We start from the raw sequence: 18,584 nt of genomic DNA on the forward strand, positions 1-18,584 counted from the left end.
CCCGTCCCACCAGCCGCGTTGACCCTGCGTCACCGCCGTCGATACCCTTTCGGCGCGCACGCCCGTGTGCGACCTGACCCCAGGTCATCAACCTATCCGGAGCCCACTACTTCATGACCACCCACACGACCGAGCCCGCGAGCACCCGTACGTCCGTCGCGAGCGTCGCCGTCAACGACATCGGCAGCTCGGAGGACTTCCTCGCAGCGGTCGACGAGACCATCAAGTACTTCGGGGACGGCGACCTCGTCTCCGGCACCATCGTCAAGGTCGACCGTGACGAGGTCCTCCTCGACATCGGCTACAAGACCGAGGGTGTCATCCCCTCCCGCGAGCTGTCGATCAAGCACGACGTCGACCCCAACGAGGTCGTCACCGTCGGCGACGAGGTCGAGGCCCTGGTCCTCCAGAAGGAGGACAAGGAGGGTCGGCTCATCCTGTCGAAGAAGCGCGCCCAGTACGAGCGCGCCTGGGGCAAGATCGAGCAGATCAAGGAGGAGGACGGCGTCGTCTCCGGCACCGTCATCGAGGTCGTCAAGGGTGGGCTCATCCTCGACATCGGCCTGCGTGGCTTCCTCCCCGCCTCCCTCGTGGAGATGCGCCGCGTCCGCGACCTCCAGCCGTACGTCGGCAAGGAGCTCGAGGCCAAGATCATCGAGCTGGACAAGAACCGCAACAACGTCGTGCTGTCCCGCCGGGCCTGGCTCGAGCAGACCCAGTCCGAGGTCCGCACCTCGTTCCTCAAGCAGCTCGCCCGCGGCCAGATCCGCACGGGTGTCGTCTCCTCGACCGTCAACTTCGGCGCCTTCGTCGACCTCGGTGGCGTCGACGGCCTCGTCCACGTCTCCGAGCTGTCGTGGAAGCACATCGACCACCCGACCGAGGTCGTCGAGATCGGCCAGGAGGTCACGGTCGAGGTCCTCGACATCGACATGGAGCGCGAGCGGGTCTCGCTGTCGCTGAAGGCGACGCAGGAGGACCCGTGGCAGCACTTCGCCCGCACCCACGGTCTCGGCCAGGTCGTGCCGGGCAAGGTCACGAAGCTCGTGCCCTTCGGCGCGTTCGTCCGCGTCGAGGACGGCATCGAGGGCCTCGTCCACATCTCCGAGCTCGCCGAGCGCCACGTCGAGATCCCGGAGCAGGTCGTCCAGGTCGGTGACGACATCTTCGTCAAGGTCATCGACGTCGACCTCGAGCGCCGCCGGATCTCGCTGTCGCTCAAGCAGGCCAACGACTCCTCCGTCGCGGACGCGGTCGAGGAGTTCGACCCGACGCTGTACGGCATGGCCGCGGAGTACGACGAGCAGGGCAACTACAAGTACCCCGAGGGCTTCGACCCCGAGACGGGCGAGTGGCTGCCGGGCTACGAGACCCAGCAGGCGGAGTGGGAGAAGCAGTACGCCGAGGCGCAGAAGCGCTGGGAGGCCCACAAGGAGCAGGTCGAGTCCGCGCAGAAGGCCGAGCTCGAGGCCGGCGCGGCGACGTCGGTCAGCAGCTCCTCCTACGGCTCCGAGGAGGACACCAGCGGCGGCGGCACCCTCGCCTCCGACGAGGCCCTCGCCGCGCTGCGGGAGAAGCTCACCGGCCGCTGAGGCCCTTCGCACCACCCGACGGCCCGTCCCCGCGCAGGGGGCGGGCCGTCGTCGTGCTGGCACGATGTCCTCGTGCTGCGGGTCGGGTTGACGGGCGGGATCGGGGCGGGGAAGTCGACCGTCGCGCGCCGCCTGGCCGAGCACGGGGCACTCGTCCTCGACGCGGACGCCATGGCCCGTGAGGTCGTGGCCCCCGGCACGGACGGGCTCGCCGCGGTCGTCGCCGCCTTCGGTCCCTCGGTCCTCGACCCCACCGGCGCCCTCGACCGGGCGGCGCTGGGCCGGATCGTGTTCGCCGACCCTGACGCGCGTCGGCGGCTGGAGGACATCACCCACCCGCGGATCCGCATGCTCACCGCGGAGCGGTGGCGCTCCGCGCCGGCCGACGCCGTCGTCGTCCACGACGTGCCCCTCCTCGTCGAGCTCGGCTACGAGGACCGCTACCACCTCGTCGTCGTCGTCCACGCCGACGCCGACGAGCGGGTCCGCCGGCTCGTCGACGAACGGGGCAGCACCGAGGAGGACGCCCGCCGCCGCGTCGCGGCGCAGGCGACGGACGCGCAGCGGCACGCCGCCGCGGACGTGTGGCTCGACAACACCGGTGCCCCCGACGACGTCCTGACGGCGGTCGACCGGCTGTGGACCGACCGGCTCGTCCCGTTCGAGGCCGGCATCCGCTCCCGCCCGTGGATTCCCCCGGCCCAACGGGTGTCGCTGCACGAGCCGGACCCCACCTGGCCGACGACGGCTCGACGGCTGGCGGCGCGCGTGCGACGCGCGGGCGGTGGCAGGGCGGTGCGGGTGGACCACATCGGGTCGACGGCCGTACCCGGTCTGGCTGCGAAGGACGTCATCGACCTCCAGCTCGTCGTGGTGGACCTCACCGATGCCGACGACGTGGCGACCGCCCTCGCCGACGCCGGCTTCCCGCGGGCGGCCGGCGCCTGGTCGGACACCCCGAAGCCGGGGGAGGCCGAGGACCCTGCACTGTGGCAGAAGCGTTTCCACGGTGCCGCCGACCCGGCACGGCCGGTCCACCTCCACGTCCGGGCCGCAGGCTCCCCCGGGGCCCGGTACGCGCTGCTGTTCCGGGACTGGTTGCGGGCCGAGCCCGCGGAGCGACGGGGGTACGAAGCGCTCAAGCGGCGCCTCGCCGAGGAGCACCCGTGGCGCGAGGGGTACGCCGCAGCGAAGGAGCCGTGGTTCGTCGAGCACGCGTGGCCGCGCATGCAGCGGTGGGCGGAGGCGACGGCCTGGCGCGACCCGACGACGCACCCGGACGGCTGAACCGTCACCGAACCGTCCGATCGGGGGATCCGGCCGGGGTGCCGACCGGCCGATCACGGAGGTCGTGGACACGCTCGGTCTCCTCGTCATGGCCTACCCGGTGGTCATGGCGCTCGTGTGGATGACCGGCGGCGTGTGGTTCTGGTGGCGGCGTGAACGAGGACAGCGCCCCGTCGACGACCCCCCGCTGCCCGCGGACCCGGCGGCGGCGCCACTGGTGAGCGTGCTCGTGCCGTGCCACGACGAGGGACCGAACGTCGCGGAGACCCTGCGCGCCGCCCTCGACCAGTCGTGGCCCGCGCTCGAGGTCGTCGCCGTCGACGACGGCAGCAGCGACGACACGTGGGAGCAGATGCTCGCCGTCGCCGCCACCGACGAACGCCTCCGCGTGCTGCGGCTCACCTCGAACGAGGGCAAGGCGGTCGCGCTGCGCACGGCCGCGCTCGCGGCACGCTCCGACGTGCTGGTGTGCGTCGACGGCGACTCCCTCCTCGACACCCACGCCGTCGCGTGGCTCGCGTCCCACCTGACGTCCACCGCCCGGGTCGGCGCCGTCGCGGGCAACCCCCGCATCCGCAACCGGTCGAGCCTGCTCGGGCGGCTCCAGGTCGGCGAGTTCAGCGCCATCGTCGGCCTCACCCGCCGTGCCCAGCGGACGTACGGCCGCGTCTTCACCGTGTCGGGGGCGGTGTGCGCCTTCCGTCGCGCCGCCCTCCACCGGGTCGGCTACTGGTCGGACACGGCGGTGACGGAGGACATCGACATCTCGTGGCGGCTGCAGCGCGACCACTGGGACATCCGCTACGAGCCCCGGGCGCTGTGCGCGATCCTCACCCCCGAGTCCGTCCTCGGGCTGTGGCGGCAGCGCCGCCGGTGGGCGCGCGGCGGCCTGCAGGCGCTCGTGCGGCACGCGCCGTCGCTGCTGTCGTGGCGGCGCCGGCGGATGTGGCCCGTCCTCGTGGAGTCCGTCGTGAGCCTGCTGTGGGCGCTGGCGGCGCTGGCCGTCGTGATCGCCACCACCACCGGCGTCGTCGTCGGCGCGCTCGCAGCCGGCAGCACGGCCGCGGAGCTGGGCGTCGACCTCGGGAGCGCGGTCGTCCGCTGGACGGGTGTCGTGGTCGCGCTGGTGTGCCTGCTGCAGTTCGCCGTCAGCCGCCGCATCGAGGCCGCGTACGAGCCGGCCGGTGACCGCAGCCTCGTGTGGCTGGTGTGGTACCCGCTCGCGTACTGGCTCATCAGCATGCTCGCGGCTGTCGCCGCGGTCCTCACGCTCGGCTGGCGCACGGCGCCGGGCCGCGCGACGTGGTCGAGCCCGGACCGGGGCCTCGCCGCGACCGGTGGTGCGTCGTGAGGGTCCTCGACCACGTCGTCGACCTGTCCCGGGCGCGCTCGCGGCGTCGGCGCCTCGTCGAGGGCGCGACGACCGTCCTGGCGTGGGGGGTCCTCACCCTGCTCGCGGTGTCCGCGTTCGACCTCCCCGGCCTCGTGGGTCTCGCGAGCCTCCCGACCGGGCGCACGCAGCTCCTCCTCGTCGTCGCGCTCGCCGCCGTCGGGCTCGGGCTGTGCCTCGCGCTCCTGCTGTGGGCGGCGTGGCAGCTGCACCGCTTCCGTGACGTCGAGCGACGCACCCGGCCCTCGGACGTCACGGTGGAGGAGGGCGCGGCCCTCCTCGCGACCGACCGGGTCGCCGGGTGCGACCTGCGCCTGGCCCGGGTGGCCGAGGTGTCCCTCGACGCCGAGGCGCGCGTGCGGGCGGTGACGGTCCACGAGCTCCTGCCCGCCGACGTCCGGTGGGCGGGGGACCGGCTCCCCGGTCCCCGCGTCCCCGGTCAGCGACGGGCCGCGACGGAGGTACCCGGGTAGCGCCCCGCCCGAGCGGCGCTGTCGGTGGCCCGGCTTACCGTAGGGACCGTGCGTCCCGTCACCGACATCCAGCGCTCGGTCGCGCCGTTCCAGGTCGTCAGCGAGTACAACCCGTCCGGCGACCAGCCGCAGGCGATCGAGGAGCTCGCCCGGCGGGTCGACCGCGGCGACAAGGACGTCGTCCTCCTCGGGGCCACCGGCACGGGCAAGTCGGCGACGACGGCGTGGCTCGTCGAGCGGGTCCAGCGCCCGACGCTCGTCCTCGTCCAGAACAAGACGCTCGCCGCGCAGCTGGCGAACGAGTTCCGCGAGCTGCTGCCGCACAACGCCGTCGAGTACTTCGTCAGCTACTACGACTACTACCAGCCCGAGGCGTACGTCCCGCAGTCGGACACGTACATCGAGAAGGACTCCTCGATCAACGAGGAGGTCGAGAGGCTGCGGCACTCGGCGACGAACTCCCTCCTCACCCGACGGGACGTCGTCGTCGTCGCGACCGTGTCGTGCATCTACGGCCTCGGCACGCCGCAGGAGTACGTCGACCGCATGACCCGGCTGCGGGTGGGCGACAGCATCGACCGCGACGAGCTGCTCCGGCGCTTCGTCACCATGCAGTACACCCGCAACGACCTGTCCTTCACGCGCGGCACGTTCCGCGTCCGCGGCGACACCATCGAGATCATCCCGGTCTACGAGGAGCTCGCCGTCCGCATCGAGCTGTTCGGCGACGAGGTCGAGCGGCTCTACACCCTCCACCCGCTCACCGGTGAGGTCGTGCGCGAGGAGGACGAGATGTACGTCTTCCCGGCCTCCCACTACGTCGCCGGGCCCGAGCGGCTCGAACGCGCCGTCGGCACGATCGAGGCCGAGCTCACGGACCGGCTCGCCGAGCTCGAGCGGCAGAACAAGCTCCTCGAGGCGCAGCGGCTGCGCATGCGGACCACGTACGACGTCGAGATGCTCCGTCAGGTCGGCACGTGCGCCGGCGTCGAGAACTACTCCCGCCACTTCGACGGCCGCTCGCCCGGCAGCCCGCCCAACACCCTCCTCGACTACTTCCCGGAGGACTTCCTCCTCGTCATCGACGAGTCCCATGTCACCGTCCCGCAGATCGGCGGGATGTACGAGGGCGACATGTCCCGCAAGCGGACGCTCGTCGACCACGGCTTCCGGCTGCCGAGCGCCATGGACAACCGGCCGCTGCGGTGGGAGGAGTTCGTCGAGCGGATCGGGCAGACCGTGTACCTGTCCGCGACGCCTGGCCCCTACGAGATGGGCCGGGTCCGCGGCGACGTCGTCCAGCAGATCATCCGCCCGACGGGGCTGGTCGACCCCAAGGTCGTCGTGAAGCCGACGAGGGGTCAGATCGACGACCTCCTCGCGGAGATCCGGGAGCGCACGAGCCGCGACGAGCGGGTCCTCGTCACGACGCTGACGAAGAAGATGGCGGAGGACCTCACCGACTACCTCCTCGACCAGGGGGAGCGGGTGCGGTACCTCCACTCGGAGGTCGACACGCTGCGCCGCGTCGAGCTGCTCCGGGAGCTGCGGCAGGGCGACTACGACGTCCTCGTCGGCATCAACCTGCTCCGCGAGGGCCTCGACCTGCCGGAGGTGTCGCTCGTCGCGATCCTCGACGCCGACAAGGAGGGCTTCCTCCGCTCCGCCACCTCGCTCATCCAGACGATCGGACGCGCCGCCCGCAACGTGTCGGGCGAGGTCCACATGTACGCGGACCGGATCACGCCGTCGATGGAGCAGGCGATCGACGAGACGAACCGGCGCCGGGAGATCCAGCTCGCGCACAACCGCGCCCACGGCATCGACCCGACGCCGCTGCGCAAGCGGATCGCCGACATCACCGACCTCATCGCCCGGGAGGACGAGGACACCCGCGCCCTGCTCGGCGGGTCGGGCCGGCGCCAGTCGACGGGCAAGGCCCGCGGCGGTGCGGTCGCGCCCCTGCCCGTGTCCCGGCACGAGGGTATGCCGCAGGCGGAGCTCGCCGACCTCATCCAGCAGCTCACGGACCAGATGCACGCTGCGGCGGCGGAGCTGCAGTTCGAGGTGGCGGCGCGGCTGCGCGACGAGATCGGGGACCTCAAGAAGGAGCTGCGGGGGATGCAGGCCGCGGGGGTCTGAGGTCCGCGACCGCCTCGCGCACCACCTCGACCGCGAGGTCGACGTCGTCGGCGTCCGTCGACCAGTTCGCGACCGACACGCGCATCACGTCGCGGTCGTGCCAGCGTGACCCCGAGATCCACACGCGCCCGTCGGCGAGGACGCGGGCGACGGTCGCGCGAGTCGTCTCGTCGTCGTGGAGTGCGGCGGTCACCTGTGTCGACACGACGTCGTTGAGGACGCTCACCCCGGGAATCGTGCGAAGCCCGTCGGCCACCCGGACCGCGTTGTCGTGCAGCCCCTCGACGAGGGCGGCGAGGCCGCTGCGACCGAGGCTGCGCAGCGCCGCCCATGTGCCGAATGCGCGGCCCCGCCGGGACCACTCCGGGGTGCGCTCGATCGGCTCGAGGACGTGCTCGGCGTTCATCACCATGTAGGCGGCCTGCATGCCCATGGCGGCGGCGACCGCGGCCGGCTCGCGGACGAGGGCCATGCCGCAGTCGTACGGCGCGTTGAGGGTCTTGTGGGCGTCGGTGGACCACGAGTCCGCCTCCGCCATGCCGGTCGTGAGGTGGCGGAGCCGCGGTGCCGCCGCGGACCACAGGCCGATGGCGCCGTCGACGTGCACCCAGCCGTCCCGCTCGCGCGCGAGCGGGACCAGCTCGGGGAACGGGTCGTACGCGCCGGAGTGGATGTGCCCCGCCTGCAGGCACACGACGAGCGGCGCGCCCTCCGGTACCTCCGACAGCGCGTCGGCGAGCGCGGCCGGGACGACGCGGCCCTGGCCGTCGACGGCGACCGGTGTCGGCGCCCCGAGGCCGAGGAAGCGCAGGGCGCGGTCCACCGTCTCGTGCCGCTCGGCGCCCACGAGGACGTGGACCCTCGGCGCGCCGGTCAGACCGTCCGTGCCGACGTCGTGACCGGCGCGGCGCAGGACCGCGTCCCGGGCCGCCGCCAGGCACGTGAAGTTCGCCGACTGCCCGCCGGGGACGAGCCCGAGCACGGTCTGCCGGGGCAGCCCGAGCACGTCGACGACCCACCGCTCGACGCAGTCCTCGACTGCGGCGTGCGCGGGCGAGGCGGCGCGCAGGCCGGTGTTCTGGTCCCACGCGACGCCCAGCACGTCGGCGGCGAGCGCGGCCGGGAGCGCACCTCCGATGACGAAGCCGAAGAACCGTCCGCTGCCGGTGGCGGTCAGCCCGGGCTCCGCGCCCGCGGCGAGCCGCTCGAGGACGTCCGCCGGCGCCTCGGGCGCCTCCGGCAGGGGACCGCCGAGGGCGGTGAGGTCCTCCGGTCGCACCGCGGGCACGACGCGGCGTCCGGGCAGCCCGTCCGCCCAGCGGGCCGCGTGGGCCGCCGCACGCGCCAGCAGCTCCTCCCAGCCGTCGTACGTGCGCACCGTTACCAGCCCCGCGCCCGCCACCCGGGCAGCTGCGGTCGCTCCGTCCCGAGCGTCGTGCCGTCGCCGTGACCGGGCAGGACGAGCGTCGCATCAGGGAGCACGTCGAACAGCCGGGCCTCGACGTCGTCGAGGAGCGAGGCGAAGCGTCCCGGGTCCTGCCACGTGTTGCCCACCCCGCCGGGGAACAGCGAGTCGCCTGTGAACGCGACCGGCGGGTGCTCGGCCGTGCCCGGCAGCACGAGGGCGACCGAGCCGGGGGTGTGGCCGCGCAGGTGGACGACGTCGAGGCGGAGCCCGGGCAGGTCCACGACGTCGCCGTGGTGGAGCTCGCGGTCCGCCGGTCGGGGGAGGTCGGCCGCGTCGTCGGCTCCCACCGCGCTCGAGGCCCCGGTCGCCGCCAGGACGTCCGGCAGCGCCCGGTGGTGGTCCCAGTGCCCGTGGGTCGTGACGACGACGCGGACGTCCCGCGCCGCGCGGCCACCGGCGGTCACCGTCGCGGCCTCGTCCGCGAGCGCGAGGACGGCCGGGGCGTCGTCGGCGGCGTCCACGAGCAGCTGGACCCCGCCGTCGCGGGCGGTGACGACGTAGCAGCAGTTGTCCTGCTCGCTGACCGAGGCCTTCGACACGACGACCGGTCCCAGGTCGAGGTGGACCGCGGGCCCGCCGCGGCGCGTCGTGAGGCGTGGCGTGTCCGGCTCGCTCGGTCGCACCACCCGGGGGGAGGTCACCACTCGTCCCGCTGGTCGACGTGGTCGAGCGCCTCGGCGGCGCGGACGAGGGCGAGGTGGCTGAACGCCTGCGGGTAGTTGCCGGTGAAGATGCCTGCCGCGGGGTCGTACTCCTCGGCGAGGAGCCCCAAGCCGGGGGTCGAGAGCGAGACGAGGCGGTCCATCAGGGAGGTCGCCTCCTTCTCCCGACCCGTCCGCGCCCAGTGCTCGACGAGCCAGAACGAGCACGCGAGGAACGGGTGCTCGTCGCCCGCGAGCCCGTCGACGCCGGTCTCGGCGCGGTAGCGGAGCACGAGGCCGTCGCGCACGAGGTCGCTCTCGACCGCCTGGACGGTCGCGAGCATGACGGGGTCGTCCCAGTCGAGGAACCCGACCTGGGCCGCCTGCAGCAGGGCGGCGTCGACGGTGGTCCCGCCGAGGTACTGCACGAGGTTGCCGCGCTCCGGGTCGACGCCGTCCCGCAGGACCTGCTCGCGGATCTCGTCGGCCGTCCGCTGCCACACCTCGACGTGACCCGGTCGGCCGAAGTCCTCGACGGCCCGCACCCCCCGGTCGAAGGCCGCCCACGCCATGATCCGCGAGTGGGTGAACGCGCGGAGCTCACCCCGGATCTCCCAGATGCCGTTGTCGTAGCGGTCCCAGATCTCGGCGAGGTGGTCGAGCAGCGCCGCCTGGAGCGACCAGCTGAAGACGTCCGTCGGCAGGCCGGCGCACCGCGCGGCGTGGAGGGCGACCATGACCTCGCCGATGACGTCGACCTGGAGCTGGGCGACCGCGGCGTTGCCCACGCGCACGGGCCGCGACCCCGCGTAGCCCGCGAGGTGGTCGAGCTCGTACTCCTCGAGGCGGCGCTCGCCGGCGATGCCGTACATGATCTGCACGTCCTCGGGGGCGCCGGCCACGGCGCGCAGCAGCCACTGCCGCCAGGAGTCGGCGATGTCGAGGTAGCCGTGCGCGAGCAGGGCCTCGAGGGTGAGCGCGGCGTCGCGCAGCCAGACGTAGCGGTAGTCCCAGTTCCGCTCCCCGCCGATGTCCTCCGGCAGCGATGTCGTCGCCGCGGCGACGATCCCCCCGGTGTCCTCGTGGGTGAGCGCCCGGAGGGTGAGGAGGGACCGCTTGACCGGCCCTGAGTAGCGGCCCTCGTGCGCGCAGCGGGACGCCCAGTCCTTCCACCACGCGTCCGTCCGGTCGATGGCCGCGGTGACGTACACGGGCTCCGGCGGCGGCCGGTGCGACGGGTACCACGTGAGGACGAGGTCGTGCCGGCGGCCCGCGGCGACGTCGAACTCCCCGGCGTGGCGGTGGTCGACCGGCACGGGCAGCGGGTCGCAGCGCAGCAGGACGGCGTCGGGGCCCGCGACGGCGAGGAGCGCCTGCGCGCCGCCGTCGTCGCTGGCGGAGGTCGCGGCGTTCGGGCCCGAGCCGACGCCCCGGAGCCTCGTCTGGCGCGGTGCGGGCAGCGCGAACGCGGCGTCGACGGCGGAGCCGTCGTCCCGGATGCGTCGCACCCACGGGATGTCCGCGCCGTAGCCGAAGCGGAGGACGAGCTCCTGCCGCATGCGCACGGTGCCCTCGACCCCCTCGACGCGGCGGACGAGGTCGGCACGGCGCCCGCCGACCGGCATCGTCTCCGTGACCCGGACGGTCCCCGTGCCGGTCCGCCACACGGTCTCGAGGGTGAGGGTGTCGGCGCGGTAGCCCCGCTCGAGGAGCTCGGCGTCGTCGTCGGCCGGTCGCAGCAGCCACCGCCCGTCGTCCGGCGTGCCGAGGAGGGCGGCGAAGCACGCGGGGGAGTCGAAGCGCGGCAGGCAGAGCCAGTCGACGCTGCCCTCCTCCGACACCAGCGCGGCGCAGTGCAGGTCGCCGAGGAGGGCATAGCTCCCGATGGGCTGCGGCAGGGAGCCCGAGGGCAGGGTCGGTCCCACGACCTCGACGCTACCCCCGCCGCCCCGCGGGCGCGGGACTTCGGCACGCGGCGGGACGCCCGTGCGTCGCCCCCCGGCGGGCGTGCGGGTCTCAGCCCGTCGAGGGGGCCGGCGCGGCGCCGGGTGCGGCGCCGGGACCCGCCTTCGCCGAGGCTGTCGCGGGCTCCGGAGCGGCGGGTGCGCCGCCCGGCTGGTCGGGTGCACCCGGAGCGGCAGGCGTGGTGGGAGCGGTGGGCGTGGTGGGAGCGGCGGGAGCGGTGGGGGCGGTGGGTCGGGGTGCAGGAGGGGTGGTGCGGGGTGCAGGAGGAGTGGTGCGGGCGGCGGGTGGGGTGGTGCTGGTGCGGTTGGCGGGCACCGTCGTGTGGGTGTCCACCGGCGCCGCGGGGACCGGCGGGGTCGTCGGGGCAGGGGTCGGCGGGGCCGGAGTCGGGCTGCGGTCCGCACCCGGGACGTCGGCGGAGGGCTCCCGGCCGGCGTCGGTCGGTGCCGACGCCCCGGGGGCGACGGGTCCCGCCCCCGGACCCGACGTGCCGGTCGGGGCTCCTCGACCGGTGGGTGCGGCACCGGACGCCGCCCGTCCGGTGCTCTCGGGCCTCTGGGGGGCGGGTCCCGGCGGTGGTCCCCCGGTCGCCCGCGCCGTGTTCACGACCGCGGGGCCGGCGCCGGGTCCCGTCGAGGGTGACGCGCCCGTCGGGCCCACCGTCCCGCTCGTCCCGCTCGTCCCCCCGGTGCCGATCGCGTCCGCCGTGGACGACGTCCCACCGACCAGCAGGCTCAGTGCGGGCAGGTGCTCCGCCGCCGTGGCGGCGAGGGGGGCCAGGGCGAGCGCGCCACCCACGCCGACGACCGCCGCCGTGCCCGCCGCGACAGCAGCGGTGCCGGCGGCGGCGGCGCCGGCACCGGACGCCGCGACGACGGATCCCGAGACCTGGACGACGGCCTGCTGCGCGCTGCCGACCACCGGCACCTGCAGGACGAGACCGAGCGGTCCGGTCGCCCACCAGAGCCGGGGGAGGGGGATGCCGATGAAGGCGCGGACGGCGGCCGGGTCGAACTGCGTGCCGGCGCACCGGGTGAGCTCGGCGAGGGCGGCGCGGGTGCTGCCCGCCCGCTTGTACGACCGGGCGGCGGTCATCGTCTCGAAGGCGTCGACGACACCGACCAGGCGCCCGGCGCGGCTGATGTGCGTGCCGGCGAGACCGTCGGGGTAGCCGGCGCCGTCCCAGCGCTCGTGGTGGTGGCCGATGCCGCCGGCCCACTCGCCGAGCCACGTCGCGAAGGGGCCGGCGAGCCGGAGGCCGCTCGTGGGGTGCTCCCGCATGAGAGCCCACTCGTCGGCGTCGAGGCGCGACGGCTTCGACAGGACCGACGCCGCGATGTCGAGCTTGCCGATGTCGTGGAGGAGGGCCGCCCAGCGCAGCCGGTCCCGGTCCTGCTGCGGGAGCCGCAGCTGCTCGGCGAGAAGGTCGGTGAGCATGCGGACGCGTTCGCTGTGACCGCGGGTGCGTCGGTCGTGGCGTCCGAGGGCCGTGACGAGGGCGAGCATCGCGGCGGCCACCTCCTCGGCGGGCGCGCTCGAACGGAGCACCGCCTCGACCCTGCCGCGGTCGCGGCCGAGGCGGGCGACGGCCAGCCGGGACGGGGCGCGGCCGGGGAAGAGCATCGACATGCGCAGCAGGGCGTGCAGCGGGAGGAACCTGCGCGTCGCGACCTCGGCGAGGACGGCGACGGCCAACGAGGCGACCATGACGGCGAGGACGCGGGTGGGAGCGGCCGCGGCCTCGAGCAGCCGTCCCGCGGCGAGTCCGGCGGCCGCGGCCGCGACCGCGGGCAGGCACAGCATCGAGATCCGCAGCGTGGCCGCCAGGACCGGTCGCGACGCCCAGCGTTCCTCGCGCGACCCGCCCCGCGGGTGCGATTCTCGGGTCGTCGTCACGGCCAGGGGATCGGCAGGACCGGCCCGTGCTCGCAGGCTGTGGTTTCGACGTCAACCGTTCGGGGGCACGCCGTCCCGGACGGCGGTGTCCGAGGAGCGACCTACCCTTGAGGCGTGGCAGAACGTCTCGTCGTCCGCGGTGCCCGCGAGCACAACCTCAAGGACATCGGCGTCGACATCCCCCGGGACTCCCTCGTCGTCTTCACGGGCCTGTCGGGCTCCGGCAAGTCGTCCCTCGCCTTCGACACGATCTTCGCGGAGGGGCAGCGGCGCTACGTCGAGTCCCTCAGCGCGTACGCCCGCCAGTTCCTCGGGCAGATGGACAAGCCGGACGTCGACTTCATCGAGGGCCTGTCGCCCGCGGTGTCGATCGACCAGAAGTCGACGAACCGGAACCCGCGCTCCACGGTCGGCACGATCACGGAGATCCACGACTACCTCCGCCTGCTCTACGCGCGGGCCGGGCGTCCGCACTGCCCGGTCTGCGGCGAGCCCATCGGCCGCCAGACGCCGCAGCAGATCGTCGACCGGCTCCTCCAGCTGCCGGACGGCACGAGGTTCCAGGTGCTCGCGCCGGTCGTCCGCGGGCGAAAGGGCGAGAACCTCGAGCTGTTCCGCGAGCTGCAGTCCACGGGCTACTCCCGCGCCCGGGTCGACGGCGAGGTCGTGAGCCTCGCCGAGCCACCGGCGCTCGACAAGCGGAAGAAGCACGACGTCGACGTCGTCGTCGACCGGCTCGTCTCCCGCTCCGAGGGCGACGAGGAGCGGCAGCGCGCCACGAAGCGGCGCCTCACCGACTCCGTCGAGACCGCGCTGCGGCTCGCCGACGGCATCGTCGTCGTCGAGCTCGTCGACGTGCCCGCCGGGGCGAGCACGGCCGACCACGAGCTCGCCCCGCGCGAGCGCCGCTTCAGCGAGCGGCTCGCGTGCCCCAACGACCACCCCGTGGCGCTGGAGGAGATCGAGCCCCGCACGTTCTCCTTCAACGGGCCGTACGGCGCGTGCCAGGAGTGCAGCGGTCTCGGCACCCGGCTCGAGGTCGACCCCGAGCTCGTGGTCCCCGACGACGAGCTGTCGCTCGCCCAGGGCGCCGTGGCCCCGTGGTCGCAGGGCACCCAGAGCGTCGACTACTTCGACAAGCTGCTCACGAGCCTCGCCGACGCACTCGGCTTCTCCGTGGACACGCCGTGGCGGGCCCTCCCGGAGCGCGCCCGCACGGCCGTGCTCCACGGCCTCGACGGGCAGCTCGACGTCCGCTACCGCACCCGGCACGGCCGTCAGCGGGCGTACCGGGCGGGCTTCGAGGGCGTCATCCCGTTCATCCGCCGCCGCCACGCCGAGACCGACTCCGAGTGGGCGCGCGACCGCTACGGCGCCTACATGCGCGAGGTGCCGTGCCCCGTGTGCCACGGGGCGCGGCTGCGCCCGGAGGTGCTCGCCGTCACGGTGTCGGGGCGCAACATCGCGGAGGTGTCGTCGTTGACGATCGGTGAGGCGGCGGAGTTCCTCGCCGACCTCGACCTCACGGAGCGCGAGCACACGATCGCCGACCGGGTGCTGCGCGAGATCCACGCCCGCCTCGGGTTCCTCCTCGACGTCGGGCTCGACTACCTGAGCCTCGACCGCGCCGCCGGCACGCTGTCGGGTGGCGAGGCGCAGCGCATCCGGCTCGCCACGCAGATCGGAGCCGGGCTCGTCGGGGTCCTCTACGTCCTCGACGAGCCGAGCATCGGGCTGCACCAGCGCGACAACCAGCGCCTCATCGGCACCCTCACCCGGCTGCGGGACCTCGGCAACACCCTCATCGTCGTCGAGCACGACGAGGACACGATCAAGGCGTCGGACTGGGTCGTCGACATCGGGCCGGGGGCGGGGGAGCACGGCGGCCAGGTCGTCCACTCCGGACCGCTCGACGAGCTGCTCGGCAACACGGCGTCGCTCACCGGCGCCTACCTCGCCGGCCGCCGCGAGATCCCGATGCCGGCGCGGCGGCGCCCGGTCGACCGGGGGCGCATGCTGGGCGTGCGGGGGGCCCGCGAGCACAACCTCCGCGGCATCGACGTCGACTTCCCCCTCGGTGTCCTCTGCGCCGTCACCGGTGTCTCGGGCTCCGGCAAGTCGACGCTCGTCAACGACATCCTCTACACGGTGCTCGCCAACAAGCTGAACGGCGCCCGGCAGGTGCCCGGTCGGCACCGCACCGTCACGGGGCTCGAGCACCTCGACAAGGTCGTCCACGTCGACCAGGGCCCGATCGGCCGCACGCCGCGGTCCAACCCCGCGACGTACACCGGCGTGTGGGACCACGTCCGCAAGCTGTTCGCCCAGTCGCCCGAGGCGAAGATCCGCGGCTACCAGCCGGGTCGGTTCTCGTTCAACGTCAAGGGCGGGCGCTGCGAGCACTGCCAGGGCGACGGCACGCTCAAGATCGAGATGAACTTCCTGCCGGACGTCTACGTCCCGTGCGAGGTGTGTCACGGCGCCCGGTACAACCGGGAGACGCTCGAGGTCCACTTCAAGGGCAAGACCGTCGCCGACGTCCTCGACAGCCCGATCGAGGAGGCGGCGGAGTTCTTCGCCGCGGTGCCGGCCATCGCACGCCACCTCACGACCCTCAACGACGTCGGGCTCGGCTACGTCCGGCTCGGTCAGCCCGCACCGACGCTGTCCGGCGGCGAGGCGCAGCGCGTCAAGCTCGCGACCGAGCTCCAGCGGCGCTCGAGCGGGCGGACGGTCTACGTGCTCGACGAGCCGACGACCGGCCTGCACTTCGAGGACATCCGCAAGCTGCTCGGCGTGCTCCAGGGTCTCGTCGACAAGGGGAACACCGTCATCGTCATCGAGCACAACCTCGACGTCATCAAGAGCGCCGACTGGGTCGTCGACATGGGCCCCGAGGGCGGGTCCGGCGGCGGCACCGTGGTGGCGCAGGGCACGCCCGAGCAGGTGGCGTGCGTAGAGGCGAGCCACACCGGCCGCTTCCTCGCCCCCATGCTCGACGGCGACGCGCCCGCCCGGCGCAAGGCCGGCTGAGGACCCCCTACGCATCCGCCGACCGGCTCGGTGCCGTACCCCTCGACGACATCCCCGCCCCAGGAGGACACATGGCCGACGACACGTTCCCCTGCTCGTCACGGCGCTCGCTGCTGCGGGCGCTCGCCGGGGTCGGCGTGACGACCATCGCCGCGGGCGTGCTCGCGGCGTGCGGAAACGGCGAGGAGGACGCCGTCGCCACGGACGCGGCCGGCGCGGGCGACGGGACCGCCGCCGGTGCGACAGGCGGGTCCGGGGCCGGTACGGAGGCCGGGACGGACACGGGGTCGCAGGCCGGGACCGGGACGACCGCCGGCGGCACGGACGCCTCCGCCGAGGCCACCGTCCCGCTCGCCGACGTCCCGGTGGGCGAGGCGGTCGTCGTCGACGCCCTCGGGACCCGGCTCGTGGTCGCGCAGCCCACGGCGGGCGAGGTCGTCGCCTTCAGCGCCGCCTGCACCCACCAGGGCACGACCGTCGAGGCCGCCGGCGGGCTCGAGCTCTTCTGCCCCAACCACGGCAGCCGGTTCGACGCCGGCGACGGCGCCGCGGTCGTCGCCGGCCCCGCCCCGACGCCGCTGCCGTCGGTGCCGGCCCGTGTCGAGGGCGACCAGGTGGTCCTCACCCCCGCCTGAGCCGTCGGGGCCCGCACCTACCCTGGAGCGGTGGCGGACCCCTCGACGTACCGGCCGAGGACCGGCGAGATCCCGGACCAGCCCGGCGTCTACCGCTTCTCGGACCGACACGACCGCGTCATCTACGTCGGCAAGGCCAAGAGCCTGCGTCAGCGGCTCACGAGCTACTTCGCCGACCCCGCCGGGCTCCACCCGCGCACCCAGCAGATGGTGTTCACCGCGACGAAGGTCCATTGGACGGTCGTGCGCACCGAGGTCGAGGCGCTCCAGCTCGAGTACTCCTGGATCAAGGAGTTCGACCCTCGCTTCAACGTCAAGTACCGCGACGACAAGTCCTACCCGTGGCTCGCGGTGACCGTGGGGGAGGAGTTCCCGCGCGTCCAGGTGCTGCGAGGGGCCAAGCGGAAGGGCACCCGCTACTTCGGTCCCTACTCTCACGCGTGGGCGATCCGGGAGACCGTCGACCAGCTCCTGCGCGTGTTCCCCGTCCGCACGTGCAGCGCGGGCGTCTTCAGGCGCGCGGGCCAGGTCGGTCGACCGTGCCTGCTCGGCTACATCGACAAGTGCTCCGCCCCGTGCGTGGGCCGGGTGAGCGCCGAGGAGCACCGCGCGCTCGTCGACGACTTCGTCGAGTTCATGGCGGGGGACACCCAGAAGTTCGTCCGGCGCATCGAGCGGGAGATGAAGGCGGCCGCCACGGCCCTGGACTACGAGCGGGCCGCGCGGCTGCGTGACGACATCGGGGCGCTGCAGCGGGCGCTCGAGCGCAACGTCGTCGTGCTGCCCGATGCGACGGACGCCGACGTCTTCGCCCTCGCCGAGGACGAGCTCGAGGCCGCCGTCCAGGTCTTCCACGTCCGCGGTGGCCGCATCCGCGGGCAGCGCGGCTGGGTGGTGGAGAAGGTGGAGGACGTCACCACCGCCGAGCTCGTCGAACGGCTCCTCCAGCAGGTGTACGGCGCCGACGACCCGAGCGGGGACCCGAGCGGGGCGGTGCCGCGCGAGGTGCTGGTCCCGGAGGAGCCGGCCGACGCCGACGAGGTCCGTGAGTGGCTGTCGGGCCTGCGGGGGTCGCGCGTGGACGTCCGGGTGCCGCAGCGGGGCGACAAGCGCGCGCTGCTCGACACCGTCCGGACCAACGCCACGCAGGCGCTCGCGCTGCACAAGACCCGCCGCGCCGGCGACCTCACGACCCGCAGCCTCGCCCTGCAGGAGCTGCAGGAGGCGCTCGCCCTGCCCGAGGCACCCCTGCGGATCGAGTGCTACGACGTCTCCCACCTGCAGGGCAGCAACCGGGTGGCGTCGATGGTCGTCTTCGAGGACGGCCTGCCACGCAAGTCGGAGTACCGCACGTTCAACGTCCGGGGCGACCTCGGGGACGACGACACCGCCGCCATGCGGGAGGTCCTCGGCCGGCGGTTCCGGCGCTACCTCGAGGACCGCGAGCAGGCCGGCGACCTCGAGATGGGCCCCGACCCGGACGAGGGCGACGACGAGGGGGCGCGAGCGCCCGGCGCGATCGACCCGACGACAGGACGACCGCGCCGCTTCGCCTACCCGCCGCAGCTCGTCGTGGTCGACGGCGGCGCCCCTCAGGTCGCGGCGGCGGGCCAGGCCCTCGCGGACCTCGGCATCGCCGACGTCGCCGTGGTCGGCCTCGCCAAGCGCCTGGAGGAGGTGTGGGTGCCGGACGACGACCACCCCGTCGTGCTCCCGCGCTCGAGCCAGGGGCTCTACCTGCTGCAGCGGCTGCGCGACGAGGCGCACCGCTTCGCCATCACCAAGCACCGGGCCCGCCGCAGCAAGGGCATGACCGTCAGCGAGCTCGACGCCGTGCCCGGCCTCGGGCCGGCCCGGCGTCGCGCGCTGCTCGACGCGTTCGGCTCCGTCCGCGCCGTCCGCGAGGCGGACGAGGCCGCCGTCGCGCAGGTGAAGGGCATCGGTCCGGCGCTCGCCGCCGCGGTGGTCGCCGCCCTGCGCCCGGGCGACGGCGCGGGTGTCTCGGTCGACACGAGCACCGGCGAGGTGGTGGGCTGAGACCCCGCCTCACCCAGCCCGAGGA

Annotated in this window: 12 protein-coding genes; 8 read left to right on the plus strand and 4 right to left on the minus strand. The window is 74.1% G+C overall.

The features are described 5' to 3' along the window. Nucleotides 1-113: 113 nt before the first annotated feature. The 5 genes from rpsA to uvrB all read left to right on the plus strand — a co-directional run bounded on the left by rpsA (nucleotide 114) and on the right by uvrB (nucleotide 6,884). On the plus strand, nucleotides 114-1,592 hold the full coding sequence (gene rpsA / locus WAB14_RS06790; protein WP_340268710.1) for a 30S ribosomal protein S1: 1,479 nt from the start codon (nucleotides 114-116) through the stop codon (nucleotides 1,590-1,592). A gap of 72 nt (nucleotides 1,593-1,664) precedes the next feature. Next, nucleotides 1,665-2,879, plus strand: a complete 1,215-nt coding sequence (gene coaE / locus WAB14_RS06795) for a dephospho-CoA kinase (protein WP_340268712.1) — start codon at nucleotides 1,665-1,667, stop codon at nucleotides 2,877-2,879. 64 nt (nucleotides 2,880-2,943) lie between these two features. Next, nucleotides 2,944-4,230, plus strand: coding sequence for a poly-beta-1,6-N-acetyl-D-glucosamine synthase (gene pgaC, locus WAB14_RS06800; protein WP_340268714.1), 1,287 nt, complete (start codon nucleotides 2,944-2,946; stop codon nucleotides 4,228-4,230). Then, a complete protein-coding gene (gene pgaD / locus WAB14_RS06805) occupies nucleotides 4,227-4,742 on the plus strand; it encodes a poly-beta-1,6-N-acetyl-D-glucosamine biosynthesis protein PgaD (protein WP_340268716.1) in 516 nt (171 codons plus the stop codon). The genes pgaC and pgaD overlap by 4 nt, the downstream gene beginning before the upstream one ends. Before the next feature lie 48 nt (nucleotides 4,743-4,790). Further along, entirely contained in the window at nucleotides 4,791-6,884 is a 2,094-nt protein-coding gene (gene uvrB, locus WAB14_RS06810) for an excinuclease ABC subunit UvrB (protein ID WP_340268718.1), read from the plus strand. Here the strand turns inward: uvrB and WAB14_RS06815 are convergent. From WAB14_RS06815 to WAB14_RS06830, 4 genes are all read right to left on the minus strand, one after another. Beyond that, the gene (locus WAB14_RS06815) at nucleotides 6,844-8,262 is read right to left on the minus strand and encodes a pyridoxal phosphate-dependent decarboxylase family protein (protein WP_340268720.1); all 1,419 of its coding nucleotides are present in this window, start codon (nucleotides 8,260-8,262) and stop codon (nucleotides 6,844-6,846) included. The two genes, uvrB and WAB14_RS06815, sit on opposite strands and share 41 nt — an antisense overlap. A 2-nt stretch (nucleotides 8,263-8,264) precedes the next feature. Beyond that, the gene (locus tag WAB14_RS06820; RefSeq protein ID WP_340269162.1) at nucleotides 8,265-8,906 is read right to left on the minus strand and encodes an MBL fold metallo-hydrolase; all 642 of its coding nucleotides are present in this window, start codon (nucleotides 8,904-8,906) and stop codon (nucleotides 8,265-8,267) included. 83 nt (nucleotides 8,907-8,989) lie between these two features. Continuing rightward, nucleotides 8,990-10,918: a glycoside hydrolase family 15 protein gene (locus tag WAB14_RS06825; protein WP_340268722.1), complete on the minus strand. Its 1,929-nt coding sequence runs from the start codon at nucleotides 10,916-10,918 to the stop codon at nucleotides 8,990-8,992. A 91-nt stretch (nucleotides 10,919-11,009) separates the two neighbouring features. After that, entirely contained in the window at nucleotides 11,010-12,854 is a 1,845-nt protein-coding gene (locus tag WAB14_RS06830) for an HD-GYP domain-containing protein (RefSeq protein WP_340268724.1), read from the minus strand. 114 nt (nucleotides 12,855-12,968) lie between these two features. On the opposite strand from WAB14_RS06830, the gene uvrA reads away from it, so the two are divergent. From uvrA to uvrC, 3 genes are all read left to right on the plus strand, one after another. Beyond that, on the plus strand, nucleotides 12,969-15,887 hold the full coding sequence (gene uvrA / locus WAB14_RS06835) for an excinuclease ABC subunit UvrA (RefSeq protein WP_340268726.1): 2,919 nt from the start codon (nucleotides 12,969-12,971) through the stop codon (nucleotides 15,885-15,887). A gap of 71 nt (nucleotides 15,888-15,958) precedes the next feature. Further along, nucleotides 15,959-16,522, plus strand: a complete 564-nt coding sequence (locus tag WAB14_RS06840) for a QcrA and Rieske domain-containing protein (RefSeq protein ID WP_340268728.1) — start codon at nucleotides 15,959-15,961, stop codon at nucleotides 16,520-16,522. A 30-nt stretch (nucleotides 16,523-16,552) separates the two neighbouring features. After that, complete coding sequence (gene uvrC / locus WAB14_RS06845; RefSeq protein ID WP_340268730.1) at nucleotides 16,553-18,559, plus strand: excinuclease ABC subunit UvrC; 2,007 nt, start codon at nucleotides 16,553-16,555, stop codon at nucleotides 18,557-18,559. Nucleotides 18,560-18,584: the final 25 nt, after the last annotated feature.

It is taken from the genome of Aquipuribacter nitratireducens (assembly GCF_037860835.1).
GTDB lineage: Bacteria > Actinomycetota > Actinomycetes > Actinomycetales > JBBAYJ01 > Aquipuribacter > Aquipuribacter nitratireducens.